General features: G+C 62.8%; 10 protein-coding genes. 5 read left to right on the forward strand and 5 right to left on the reverse strand.

Annotated features, from left to right (window positions below; translation table 11 throughout):
• Positions 1-43 precede the first annotated feature (43 nt).
• From ACFFNA_RS17720 to ACFFNA_RS17735, 4 genes are all read right to left on the reverse strand, one after another.
• The gene (locus ACFFNA_RS17720; RefSeq protein ID WP_378920283.1) at positions 44-1144 is read right to left on the reverse strand and encodes a sn-glycerol-3-phosphate import ATP-binding protein UgpC; all 1101 of its coding nucleotides are present in this window, start codon (positions 1142-1144) and stop codon (positions 44-46) included.
• 14 nt (positions 1145-1158) lie between these two features.
• Complete coding sequence (locus ACFFNA_RS17725) at positions 1159-2073, reverse strand: ABC transporter permease subunit (protein ID WP_111544261.1); 915 nt, start codon at positions 2071-2073, stop codon at positions 1159-1161.
• Between the two features lie 7 nt (positions 2074-2080).
• On the reverse strand, positions 2081-2965 hold the full coding sequence (locus ACFFNA_RS17730) for a carbohydrate ABC transporter permease (RefSeq protein ID WP_378920285.1): 885 nt from the start codon (positions 2963-2965) through the stop codon (positions 2081-2083).
• A 143-nt stretch (positions 2966-3108) separates the two neighbouring features.
• Complete coding sequence (locus ACFFNA_RS17735) at positions 3109-4461, reverse strand: extracellular solute-binding protein (RefSeq protein ID WP_378920287.1); 1353 nt, start codon at positions 4459-4461, stop codon at positions 3109-3111.
• Positions 4462-4705: 244 nt separating this feature from the next.
• Between ACFFNA_RS17735 and ACFFNA_RS17740 the strand changes: the two genes are divergently transcribed.
• Together ACFFNA_RS17740 and ACFFNA_RS17745 are read left to right on the forward strand one after the other, a co-directional pair.
• Positions 4706-5746: an endonuclease/exonuclease/phosphatase family protein gene (locus ACFFNA_RS17740; protein WP_378920289.1), complete on the forward strand. Its 1041-nt coding sequence runs from the start codon at positions 4706-4708 to the stop codon at positions 5744-5746.
• 232 nt (positions 5747-5978) lie between these two features.
• On the forward strand, positions 5979-8417 hold the full coding sequence (locus tag ACFFNA_RS17745; protein ID WP_378920291.1) for an EAL domain-containing protein: 2439 nt from the start codon (positions 5979-5981) through the stop codon (positions 8415-8417).
• A gap of 123 nt (positions 8418-8540) precedes the next feature.
• On the opposite strand, the gene tlpA is transcribed toward ACFFNA_RS17745, so the two are convergent.
• Positions 8541-9230, reverse strand: coding sequence for a thiol:disulfide interchange protein TlpA (gene tlpA / locus ACFFNA_RS17750; protein ID WP_378920293.1), 690 nt, complete (start codon positions 9228-9230; stop codon positions 8541-8543).
• A gap of 35 nt (positions 9231-9265) precedes the next feature.
• Between tlpA and argH the strand changes: the two genes are divergently transcribed.
• The 3 genes from argH to lysA all read left to right on the forward strand — a co-directional run bounded on the left by argH (position 9266) and on the right by lysA (position 12305).
• Positions 9266-10666 carry an argininosuccinate lyase gene (gene argH, locus ACFFNA_RS17755; RefSeq protein WP_378920295.1) on the forward strand — a complete coding sequence of 467 codons (1401 nt, stop codon included), beginning with the start codon at positions 9266-9268 and terminating at the stop codon, positions 10664-10666.
• A gap of 93 nt (positions 10667-10759) precedes the next feature.
• Positions 10760-10966: a lipoprotein gene (locus tag ACFFNA_RS17760; protein WP_111544266.1), complete on the forward strand. Its 207-nt coding sequence runs from the start codon at positions 10760-10762 to the stop codon at positions 10964-10966.
• Positions 10967-11036: 70 nt separating this feature from the next.
• Positions 11037-12305 (forward strand): diaminopimelate decarboxylase, encoded by a 1269-nt coding sequence (lysA, locus tag ACFFNA_RS17765; RefSeq protein WP_378920296.1) that lies wholly within the window; start codon positions 11037-11039, stop codon positions 12303-12305.
• The last annotated feature ends 53 nt before the right edge of the window (positions 12306-12358 follow it).

Genomic DNA, 12358 nt, shown 5'->3' on the forward strand with positions numbered 1-12358 from the left:
TGGCGCCTGCTCCATCATCGGCGATAGCGGCTGCCTTCAGAAATCAGACTGCCGGCTCCGGCACGGAAGCCTTGAAGACCTCGAGACGGGTCCCCGTCTGTGACGAGAAGAAATGCATATCATCGAGCAAAAACCGCAGACCGACGGTGCTGCCCGGTTCGGGGTGGACGGCCTCCGAGGTCATGACGGAGAACGACGCGCCGTCGAGATCGACATAGATGACCCGTCCAGCGCCCAGTTCCTCGACGAGGTCGACGGTTGCGTCGAGCGCGCCTGCCGTGCCAGGCGCCACCAGGCGGACGGCTTCCGGCCGGATGCCGACGGCCACCTGCGCACCGACCGCCAGACCGGCGCGTTGAACGGCAAGGCGCCGGCTGCCGCCAAGCAGCGAAATCCCATCGAGTTCGACCGTGCCTTCAAGAATGTTCATCGCCGGCGCGCCGACGAAAGTGGCGACGAAGCGGCTGGCCGGACGGTTGTAGATTTCACCCGGCGTGCCGACCTGTTCGACACGTCCGCCATTCATCACCACCAGCCGGTCGGCCAGCGTCATCGCCTCGACCTGATCATGCGTGACGAACACCGAGGTCGCGTTCAGGCGGCGATGCAGCTTGCGGATTTCCGAGCGCATCTGGACGCGCAGCTTGGCATCGAGATTGGACAGCGGTTCGTCGAACAGGAACACCTTGGGTTCGCGGATCATGGCGCGGCCCATGGCGACGCGCTGCCTCTGTCCGCCGGAGAGCGCCATCGGCTTGCGGTCGAGCAGATGTTCGAGCTCCAGCGTGCGGGCAACCGCCTGGATGCGCCGCGTGCGCTCGGCGGCCGGAACACCGGCCACCTTGAGCGAATAGCCGATGTTCTGCGCCACGCTCATATGCGGATAGAGCGCATAATTCTGGAACACCATGGCGCAGCCGCGCTCGCGTGGCTCCAGCTTGTTGACGACGGTGCCATCGATCGCGATCTCGCCGCCGGAAATCTCTTCCAGCCCAGCGATCATCCTGAGTAGCGTGGACTTGCCGCAGCCGGAAGGCCCGAGAATGACGACAAATTCGCCCGAGGCGATGTCGAGGTCGACGCCGTGCACGACCTGCGACTTGGCATAGCTCTTCTTGACGTCGCGAATGGTGATGGAGGCCATCGGCCGTCTCCTTGTTATTTCTCGGTGGCGATCAGGCCACGCACGAACCAGCGCTGCATGGCCACGATGACGATCAGTGGCGGCAGCATGACGATAAGCGTGCCGGCCATGGCGATGTTCCATTCGGGAATACCGCCGACATTGGGGATGAGCTGCTTCAACTCGGTGACCGCCGTTGCATGCGACTGATCGGTGGTGATGAGCAGCGGCCACAGATACTGGTTCCATGCATACAAAAACATGATGGTTCCAAGCGCCGCCATGTTGGTGCGCGACAGCGGCAAAAGGACGTCGATGAAGAAGCGCAGTGCACCGGCGCCGTCCATCCGCGCTGCCTCGGTCAGTTCGTCCGGGACCGTCAGGAAGAACTGCCGGTAGAGGAAGGTGCCGGTTGCCGTCGCAATCAGCGGCAGGATCAGTCCGGAATAGGAGTTGAGCAGCCCAAGGCTGAGCGAGACCTGGACGCCCGAGACTTTCTCGATGAGCCAGCTCAGACCGGTCAAATCCAGGATCGTCTGATAGGGCGACAGCACGTTGGCGACGACCGCGTAGGTCGGCACGATGCGCACTTCCAGCGGCAGCATCAGCGTGATGAAGATCAGCCAGAAGATGAAGGTGCGGCCGGGATAGCGGAAATAGACGATCGAGAAGGCGGTGAGCGCCGAAATGATCACTTTGCCGGCGGCGACGCCGGTCGCCATGATGAAGCTGTTCAAAAGCTTGGGGCCGAGATCGGCCGTCGTCCACGCCGTCTTGATGTTGAGCCAGAAGTCGCTGCCCGGCAGCAGCGACATCGGCACGTCGTTGACGTCCTTCAGATTATGCGACGAGGCGATGGCGACGATCACGAAGGGCGCGACGGCCATCAGGAAGCCGAGAAACAGGATCACATGCGTGACGAAATTGAGGATCGGGGTCCGCTCTACCATGCCAGCCTCACCGATAGTGCACGCGCCGCTCGATGAAGCGGAACTGGAAGATTGTCAGCACGACGATGAGCACCATCAGGATGATGCTCTGCGCGGCGGCGCCGGAGTAGTCGAGGCCTTTGAAGCCGTCGGAATAGATCTTGTAGACCATCAGATTGGTGGCGTTGGCCGGCCCGCCGGAGGTCATGATGTCGACGATGCCGAAGGAATCCTGGAAGCTCTCGGTGATGTTGATGACCAGCAGGAAGAAAATCGTCGGCGTGATCAACGGGAACTGGATATCCCAGAAGCGTCTGACGACGCCCGACCCGTCCATGGCCGCCGCCTCGATCAGCGAGCGTGGAATGGCCTGGAACGCGGCGAGGAAGAAGATGAAGTTGTAGCCGATATATTTCCACGAGAAGGCGGCGATGATCGACGCCATGGCGTCGGCACCGTCGAGGCCCGGATCCCAGAAGCCGGGCCAGACTTGGTTGACGACCGCCATGAAGCCGGCTTCGGGCGCCAGGATGAAGCGGAACGCCATTGCCAGCGCCGGCGCGGCGATGCCGTAAGGCCAGATCAGCACCACACGATAGAAGCGCGAGCCGGCAAGCTGCCGGTCGGTCAGCGCCGCGAGCACGAGTGCGATGAACATCGCAAGCCCGGTGCTGATCCCGGCAAAGACGAGGCTGGCGGTGATCGAGTTCCAGTAGTCGGCGTTGGACAGGATCGAGCGGAAATTGTCGAGCCCGACCCAGATGTTGCCGCCGCCCCAGGGCTGCTGCAGCGTCAACGACCAGTACACGGCCTGACCGGCCGGCCAGTAGAAGAACGTGAAGATCAAGAGGAGCTGCGGCACCGCGAAAAGGATGCCGATCGTCCAACTGCTGAAGGTAACGCGTTTTTCCATCGGTCCGCCGACGCCGCTCAACGGCCACTTAGAGCAAGGTGAGACTAGTAACGAAATGGCCGCCCGTCGACCCAAGCATGATCCCGAAAAGTGGAAGAGATCATGCTCGGACAAGACCGGCGGGCGGCCGCGTAGATCCGAGATCAGGGCAGGGTCTTGCCCGGATAGGTTTGCTGGAAGCGGTCGAGGATGGCATCGCCATTCTTGACCAGCGTGTCGAGGCCTTCTTGAACGCTGACCTTGTTGGCGAAGATCGCCTGCATCTGTGTGCCGAACTCGGCGCGGATCTGGGTGAAGTTGCCCAGCCGGATACCGCGGGTGATTTCGGTCGGCTCGGACGCGGTCAGGCTGGCGATCGCGGTTTCACGGCCCTTGAAGGGCGCCTTGTCGTAGAAGCCAGTGGACTTCATGTAGTCGAAGCCCGACTTGGTCACCGGGATGTAGCCGGTGTTGGTCGACCAGAACAGGGCAGTCTTGGGGTCGTGGATGAAGTTGAGGAACGCAGCCGCGCCCTTGTATTCCGCATCCGACTTGCCCGCGAGCACCCAGAGCGAAGCGCCGCCGACGAGCGAATTCTTGCGCTCGGTGCCGGCATAGGCCGGCAGTTCGGCGACATCCCAGTTCATGCCTTCCTTCTGGGTCTTGCCGACAGTGCCGTGGTCGCCGACCGAGGTCATGATGACCTGGCAGGTGCCCGAGGCGAAAGCCTGGACCATGTCCTGGCCGAGATCCTTCGACTTGATCTTGATCAGGCCGGCGTCATACCACTTCTTGAGGTCGGTGACGTACTGGACGAACTTGGTCTTGTTGACTTCCAGACGCGCGTCGAGGCCGTCATAGCCATTGTTCTTGGTGGCGATCGGCTGGTTGTGGATGGCCGAGAACTGCTCCATCAGCTGCCAGCTTTCATTGGCCGAGATGTTGATCGCCATCGGGCATTCGTAGCCGGCGTCCTTCATCGCCTGGAGGTCGGCGCCGACATCTTCCCAGGTCTTCGGGGCTTCGGTCTTGCCGATCTTGGCGAAGGCGTCCTTGTTCCAGTACATCAGCGCCGTCGAGGAATTGAACGGGAACGACAGCATCTCGCCCTTGGAGGTCGCGTAGTAGCGCGCGATGCCGGGGAAATAGTCGGCGTAGTCGATCTTGTAGCCGTTTTCTTCCATCAGCTTGTCGGCCGGCTTGTAGGCGCCCGAAAGCATCATCGTGGCGGTGCCGACATCATAGACCTGGACGACGGCGGGCTGCTTGCCGGCGCGGAAGGCGGCGATCGTGTTCTGCAGCGTGGCGTCGTAATTGCCCTGGCTGGTGCAGACGACTTCATAGTCGGACTGCGAGGCGTTGAAGTTCTTGCACAGCGTATCGACGACACGTGCGAGGTCGCCCGAAAGGCCGAACCAGAAATCGAATTTGGTGGGCGCGGCAGCCGCTGGCAGCGCCATGGAAACGCTGATTGCGCCGGCGGCAAGAGCCGCCAGGCCATTTTTGATCATCGACATGAATCTCATTCCCTGTTGAGTGGCGTTTCAAGGATCGTTGCGCAGGTCCCCGGGGCCGTCTCATAGAGAAAGTATGTGACAGTTCTGTTGTGCCTTTTCAGGCCTGTGGACAGCCAATCTCTCCTCCCTCGACGGCTTGCGCCGGCATGAAATGAAACCGTCATATCGGCGCCCTAGGTACCTAGGGCGCCGAAAAGTGGCGTAAAGACCCGCGTAGTTAACCGGCTAAAAATGGATAAACGAAATGCTTGTCTCGCAGCTGACACATGTGCCGATCGCCGACCGCGAGGCCATGCGCGACGGTCCGCGCGATAGCGCCACTCATCTGCGCCTCGCCGCCGCCATTCCCGCGCTCGGTCAGGTCGAGATCGGCGGCAAGGCCTCACGCGAAAGCGCCGGCGAGACGCTCACCGTCGTGGCCTGGAACGTCGAGCGGCTGCGTCACGGCGACGCCATCGCGGCCACGCTTGCCGGCCAGGGTCCCGACGTCGTGCTGCTATCAGAGGTCGACGAAGGCATGTGGCGCTCCGGCAACGGCCATCCGCTGCGCGCGCTCGCCGACCGGCTCGGCCATGCCTTCGCCTATGGCGTCGAGTTCGTCGAGCTCGGCGGCGGCAACGAGGCGGAACGGTTGGCAACCGGCGGCGAATCCAATGCCGAAGGCTTCCACGGCAATGCGGTCACCAGCGCGGTTCCTTTGCTTCGCCCTTTCCTGGTGCGGCTCGACGCGGCCGGCGGCTGGTTCCGGCCGGAGCGCGGCCAGCCGCGCATCGGCGGACGCATGGCGATCGGTGGCCAGGTGCAGATCGGCAATCGCAGGGTGACGGTGGTCTCGGTGCATCTCGAAAACCGTACCGATCCCGCCGGCCGTGCCGTCCAGACCCGCCATCTCCTTGATGCCATCGACAAATATGATCCGCAGGCACCGGTGCTGCTTGGCGGCGACTTCAACACGCTGACCGCCAGTCATGAGGACCGCTACGACAATCCTCAGGCCTGGGCGGCGCGCATCGCGGCCGAGCCCGACCGACTGATCGATGTCGAGCCACACGAACCGCTGCTCGCGATCCTCGCCGGGCGTGGCTACGACTGGAAGGCCGCCAACACCCTCGACCTGCCCACCCAGCGACGCGAGGCCGGCGATCCCACTCCTATCGGCCACATCGACTGGTTCTTCACCCGCGGCCTCGTCGCGAGCGCTCCTGCCGTTCTTCCGGCCGTGCTGCCGGATGGCAGACCGAGTTCCGATCACGAGGCACTCGTTGTGACGGTTCGCATCGCGTGACGGGCCAGAGCCTCTAAGATTCATGGATCTCAATCTGCGGCCCGGTAACTGGTCTCCGAACCACATCCGGCCCATTCAAACCGCGTCCGCCCGGGCGACGGCCTGATCCCGCAGCCGCCCTGCCCCCGAGAGGCACGCCAGGGTTGCAGGCTCACTTAATCGATCCTTCAACGGCCAAGGGCTAATCAATCATATTGCCTTGTTTTATTTCCGATAGATCAGGTGAAATAAGATGCTGACGGTCTACAATTGTATCGTCAACGAACACGATCTGAGACTGGTCGCACTCGCCGCGCTGATCTGCGGGATATCCTCTTTTTCTGCCGTCAACCTGCTTCACCATGTCGGCAGGTCGACAAACCGAAACCGGCTTGCCTGGTTGATGATCGCGGCGACATCGACCGGCTTCGGTATCTGGGCAACGCATTTCATAGCCATGCTGGCGTTCACGCCGGGCATACCAAACGCATACAATCCGGAACTCTCGGCGCTCTCGCTTGCCGCCGCCGTTGTCCTGACAGCCGCCGGCATGTGGGTCGCCACGTTGCGCAACGGGCTCGACCATCATCTCGTCGGTGGCGCCATTCTGGGCGGTGGCATTGCCACCATGCACTACATCGGCATGGCGGCATTCGAGGTGCAGGGCCGGATCGAATGGAACCTACTGCTCGTGGCGGCCTCCTTGCTGGCGGGAGTAACGCTCGCCGCGCTGGCGCTTGTGGTTGTCCTGCGTCGCCCATCGCTGTCTGCGACACTGGGCGGCGCGGTGCTGTTGACGCTGGCGATCTGCACCTTGCATTTCATCGCGATGGGCGCGGTGTCGATCGTCCCGGATTCCTCGATCGAGATATCGCAATACACGATCCAGCCCACTTCGCAGGCCTTTGCCGTGGCCGCTGCCAGCCTGGTGATCCTTGTTCTTTCGGGCACGGCACTTTGGATCGATCTGCGCTTCCGCCGCCAGAAGCTCGAGGCCGACCGCATGCACGGTTTGGCCAATGCTGCCGTGGAGGGTCTGATCGTCTGCGACGGCAACCGCATCATCAGCGCCAACGACAGCATGGCGAAGCTGACGGGCATGGCAACCGCGACGCTGAACGGGATGCAGCTTGGCGACCTCTTCGGGTCAGATATGCCCGGCTTCGGCGAGCAGCCGCAGGAGGTCGAATTGAGGGGCCACGATGGTACGGGCATTCCCGTCGAGTTGATCGGCAGGAGCATCGACTACTGTGGCAAGCCTCACAACGTGATTGCAGTCCGCGACATTCGCGAGCGCAAGAAGGCGGAACAGGAAATTCTGCGCCTTGCGCATTTCGATCCATTGACCGGACTTGCCAATCGCCGCAGCTTTTCCGGCCGGCTCGAGATGGAAATCGCTGCGATGGGCCGGGCCAGGAAAAGCGGCCACCTGGCGCTTCTGCTGCTCGATCTCGACCGCTTCAAGGAGGTCAACGACCTGTACGGGCACGGCGCTGGCGACGCCATGCTGCAGAAGGTTGCGCATTGCGTTACCGGCATCCTTCGTCAAGGACAGATGGTTGCGCGGCTGGGCGGCGACGAATTCGCCATCATCGCCCCAAACCTGACCGACCCGTTGGAGGCCGGCCGCATCGCCAACGCCGTGCTGAACGCGATGCGCGAGGAGAACAGGCTCTCGGTCGGCGGTGGTCTCGTGTCGGCCAGCATCGGCATTGCGCTTTATCCATCGGATGCCGAAAACCAGGCCAGCCTGATAACCCACGCCGATACGGCACTCTACCGGGCCAAGACCGAGGGCAAGGACACATACCGCTATTTCGAGGCCTCGATGGGGGCCGAGGCCCGCGACAAGCGCGTGATGGAGCACGAACTGCGCCAGGCTGTCGCGCGCAAGGAGTTCTATCTCGTCTACCAGCCGCAGAAGGAGATCAGCAGCGGAAAGATGGTCGGCTTCGAAGCCCTGATCCGTTGGCGGCATCCGACGCGCGGCGACGTGCCCCCGACCATATTCATCCCGGTGGCCGAAGACAGTGGAGCCATTGGCCAGATTGGTGAATGGGTGCTGACGGCGGCCTGCGAGGAAGCCGCCCGCTGGGAAAATCCGCTGACGGTGGCCGTCAATGTTTCGGCGGTGCAGCTTCACAATCCGAATTTCAGTCGCAAGGTCCACGAAACATTGCTGAATTCCGGTCTAGCACCGGGCAGGCTGGAACTTGAGATCACCGAGACGGCGCTTGTGAAGGACATGCCGCGCGCGCTGGCGACCTTGCGGCAGGTCAAGGCACTGGGCGTGCGCGTGGCCATGGACGATTTCGGAACCGGCTATTCCTCGCTCTCCAACCTTCGCGCCTTTCCCTTCGACAAGATCAAGATCGATGGCTCGTTCATCAAGTCCGTCGACAAGAACGGTCAGGTCGCGGCAATCGTGCGCGCCGTTCTGGGGCTTGGTCGCGGCCTCGGGCTGCCGGTTTTGGCGGAGGGTGTCGAGACGCTTGGCGAACTGAAATTCCTGGACGCCGAAGCCTGCGAGATAGGCCAGGGCTACTATATTGGCAGGCCTGGCCTCATCGAGGAGTTCAGCGAGCTGACCGGTGTCGACGCCCCCACGGTCAGCAATGACGCTGCTGGCCAGCGCAACAGAAGCGTCCTGGCCTTCGCACCCGCGCCTGCACTGAGTGTGAACAGAGCCTAGGGCAATTCCAGGAAAAGTGTGAAACGGTTTTCCCGGGAAAAGCGCGTAGCGCTTTCCCTTAGGGAATTGCGTCAAAACAAAGTGATAGAGCGGTTCTGCGTTTCCGTGAAGCGATGAACCGCTCTACAGGCTTTCGGGCTTAAGCGCGGCCTCGACCAGGCGCTTGGCGTCCGGCCCCGACCATTCGGCAGGGCCGTTCATATGGGCGATCAGGCAGCCTTCGCCGTCGATCAGCATGGTGGCGGGAAGGCCAAGCGCCAGGCCGCGCGTCTTGAGGTCGTTGAACACCGCCATCGTCGAATCCCGGTAGTAGCCGAGCGTCTCGACGCCTGTCTCGCTGAGGAACTTCTTCGGCTTCACATCATCGCCGGCATCGACATTGACGGCGACCACCTGAAAGGCGTCGCTGCCCATTTCCTTCTGCAGCGCATCGAGCGCCGGCATTTCGGCGCGGCATGGCGCGCACCACGTCGCCCAGAGATTGAGCAGCACCGTCTTTCCAGCATGGTCGGCGAGCGTCATCGGCTTGCCGTCCGGCCCATTGAAGGCAAGGCGCTTCAACGATTGCGGCGGATCGGCCGGCAACAGTGCCGCGACATCGCCGGTGGCTGCGGCCGCGACCTTCTTGGCGCGGTCGCCCTTGGCGGCGCAGGCGACATCGTCCTTGCTGTCGTCGACGGCCGCTTGGCGCTCGGCGTTGTTGCCAGACCGGCTCTCGCTGACATATACCGCGACCGCGCCGGCCAGCACGCCGGCCACCAAAGCGGCGAGGATCAGCCGCGGGGCCGGGAAGAATCTATTACCGTCTGCCATTTTCTCAAAACTGCTCCGAAGCACGGGTTATAGCGATGAGCGACAAGAAGACCAGCAACCAGATGTGGGGCGGACGTTTTGCCTCGGGTCCGGCCGCGATCATGGAAGCGATCAACGCGTCGATCTCGTTCGACCGCAAACTCTATGCGCAAGACATCCGAGGCTCGATCGCGCATAGCGAGATGCTGGCGCAAACGGGCATTATTTCGGCGGCCGATCAAGAAAAAATCGCTCACGGGCTGAACACGATTCTGAAAGAGATCGAAGCCGGCACATTCGAGTTCTCGACCCGGCTGGAAGACATCCACATGAATATCGAGGCTCGCCTCGCCGACCTGATCGGGCCGGCGGCCGGCCGCCTGCATACCGCCCGCTCGCGCAACGATCAGGTCGCGGTCGACCTGAGACTGTGGGTCAAGGACGAGTGCTTTCGCGTCGCCGAGGCGTTGAAAGGGCTGATCGAGGCGCTGCTGACGCGGGCCGAGGAGTATGCGGCGACCGTGATGCCGGGCTTCACCCATATGCAGGCGGCGCAACCGGTGACCTTCGGCCATCACTGCATGGCCTATGTCGAGATGTTTGCGCGTGACCTGTCGCGGGTCCGCGACGCGATCGAACGGATGGACGAAAGCCCGCTCGGTGCCGCAGCCCTTGCCGGCACCAGCTTCCCGATCGACCGTCATGCAACTGCCAAGGCACTCGGCTTCCGCGAGCCGATGCGCAATTCGCTGGACAGCGTTTCGGATCGCGATTTCGCGCTGGAGTTCCTCGCTGGTGCCGCGATCTGCGCCACGCATTTGTCGCGGCTCGCCGAGGAGATCATCATCTGGTCGACGCCGCAATTCGGCTTTGTCAGGCTGTCGGACAGCTTCTCCACCGGCTCGTCGATCATGCCGCAGAAGAAGAACCCGGACGCCGCCGAACTGGTGCGCGGCAAGACCGGCCGCGTCACCGGCCATCTGGTCGGCCTGCTGACGGTGATGAAGGGCATGCCGCTGACCTATGGCAAGGACATGCAGGAAGACAAGGAATCGGTGTTCGATGCCGCCGAGACGCTCGACCTGATGCTGGCGGCGATGACAGGCATGGTCTCGGACATGACGGTCAACGCAGCGGCGATGAAAAAGGCCGCCGGCTCAGGCCACGCGACCGCCACCGACCTTGCCGACTGGCTGGTGCGCACGCTCGGCCTGCCGTTCCGTGAGGCGCATCATATCACCGGCCGGGCGGTGGCGCTGGCCGAAGAGAAGAAGGTGGGACTGGAGAAGCTTTCGCTGGAAGACCTGCAGTCGATCAATCCCGGCATCACGGCGGATATATTTTCGGTGCTGGCGGTGCAGAACTCGGTCAAGAGCCGCACCAGTTTCGGCGGCACGGCGCCGTCGGAAGTCAGAAGGCAGATTCGCAGCTGGAAAAAGCGCATCGCAAAGGCGTGATCCCGGATATTGCGACCAGCAATATCCGGGGTGCAATGCACTGAGAACTCGGCTAAAAGCGGCGGCTGGCAAAAGTTTCGGACGGATGGATCGATGACCGGAAGCAGGATTTTGGTGACGCTGACTCTGCTGGTGGCGATTGCGGCCGTCTCGGCCTGCGGCAGGAGGGGCGCTCTCGACTCGCCCTACGAGGCAGCCGTCCAGGCGCGCAAGGATGCCTCAAAGGCGCACCAGCCTGTGCCGCCGGAGCCGGAAAAACCGGTCAAGGACAAGAAGTTCTTCCTCGACCCGCTGATCTAGTGCCGATGACATCGGGGTTCGTCTTTCTAAGCCCGGTCTCATCGTGCTCCAACCTTCCGGAACCACTCTCGTGAACCATTTCGACTACCGCGACGGCGTGCTGCATGCCGAGGACGTGGCGATCCCTGATATCGCCGCGCAAGTCGGCACGCCGTTCTACTGCTATTCGACGGCCACCCTGGCCAGGCACTACCGGGTGTTTGCCCAGGCCTTCGCCGGGCTCGACGCGCTGGTCTGCTACGCCATGAAGGCCAATTCCAACCAGGCGGTGCTGCGGACGCTGGCCAGGCTCGGTGCCGGCGCCGACGTGGTGTCGGAAGGCGAATTGCGCCGGGCGCTGGCCGCCGGCATCCCGGCAAACAAGATCCTGTTTTCTGGCGTCGGCAAGACGGCGCGCGAAATGGACTTTGCTCTTGCCGCCGGCATCCTTTGTTTCAATGTCGAATCCGAGCCGGAACTCGAGCTGCTGTCGGCGCGTGCCACCGCCCTTGGCAAGGTGGCGCCGATCTCGCTGCGCATCAATCCCGATGTCGACGCCAAGACCCACAAGAAGATCTCCACCGGCAAGGCCGAGAACAAGTTCGGCATCCCGTGGCAGCGGGCGCGTCAGGTCTATGCCCGTGCGGCACAGCTTCCAGGCATTAAGATCACCGGCATCGACACGCACATCGGCAGCCAGATCACCGAGCTGCAGCCTTTCGACGACGCCTTCGCCCTGCTTGTCGATCTGGTCGGCGCGCTGCGCGCCGATGGCCATGCCATCGAGCATGTCGATCTCGGCGGCGGCCTCGGCATTCCCTACCGCGTCGACAACAACCCGCCGCCCTTGCCCGACGCCTATGCCCAGATCGTCAGGAAGCATGTCACCAAGCTCGGGCTGAAGGTGATGTTCGAGCCCGGCCGGCTGATCGTCGGCAATGCCGGCATCCTCGTCTCCGAAGTGATCTTCGTAAAAGAGGGCGACGCCAAGAATTTCCTCGTCGTCGACGCCGCCATGAACGATCTGATCCGGCCGACGCTCTACGATGCCTTCCACGACATAAGGCCGGTGGTGCAGCCGCCGGCCGACACGCCGCGCATGATGGTCGATGTCGTCGGCCCGGTCTGCGAGACCGGCGATTATCTCGGCCTCGACCGCGACCTGCCCAGGCTGAAGGCCGGTGCCCTGATTGCCGTTTCCACCGCCGGCGCCTATGGCGCGGTGCAGGCCGGCACCTACAACACCCGCCTGCTGGTGCCGGAAGTGCTGGTCGACGGCGACCGTTTCCACATCGTGCGCCCGCGCCTGACCTATGACGACCTGATCGGCCTGGATTCGGTACCCGACTGGCTTGCCTAATGCATGTCGCCCAAAAGTGGCCCGGTTTTGGGGCAACGACATGCATAAAACAA

The sequence above is a fragment of the Mesorhizobium kowhaii genome (assembly GCF_042431665.1).
In the GTDB taxonomy this organism is placed as follows: domain Bacteria; phylum Pseudomonadota; class Alphaproteobacteria; order Rhizobiales; family Rhizobiaceae; genus Mesorhizobium; species Mesorhizobium kowhaii.

Bases quoted from the DNA above. Each gene is read 5' to 3' on its own strand.
- tlpA (WP_378920293.1), bottom strand. From the start codon at position 9,230: ATGGCAGACGGTAATAGATTCTTCCCGGCCCCGCGGCTGATCCTCGCC.
- argH (WP_378920295.1), top strand. From the start codon at position 9,266: ATGAGCGACAAGAAGACCAGCAACCAGATGTGGGGCGGACGTTTTGCC.
- ACFFNA_RS17740 (WP_378920289.1), top strand. From the start codon at position 4,706: ATGCTTGTCTCGCAGCTGACACATGTGCCGATCGCCGACCGCGAGGCC.
- ACFFNA_RS17745 (WP_378920291.1), top strand. From the start codon at position 5,979: ATGCTGACGGTCTACAATTGTATCGTCAACGAACACGATCTGAGACTG.
- ACFFNA_RS17720 (WP_378920283.1), bottom strand. From the start codon at position 1,144: ATGGCCTCCATCACCATTCGCGACGTCAAGAAGAGCTATGCCAAGTCG.
- ACFFNA_RS17725 (WP_111544261.1), bottom strand. From the start codon at position 2,073: ATGGTAGAGCGGACCCCGATCCTCAATTTCGTCACGCATGTGATCCTG.
- ACFFNA_RS17735 (WP_378920287.1), bottom strand. From the start codon at position 4,461: ATGTCGATGATCAAAAATGGCCTGGCGGCTCTTGCCGCCGGCGCAATC.
- ACFFNA_RS17760 (WP_111544266.1), top strand. From the start codon at position 10,760: ATGACCGGAAGCAGGATTTTGGTGACGCTGACTCTGCTGGTGGCGATT.
- ACFFNA_RS17730 (WP_378920285.1), bottom strand. From the start codon at position 2,965: ATGGAAAAACGCGTTACCTTCAGCAGTTGGACGATCGGCATCCTTTTC.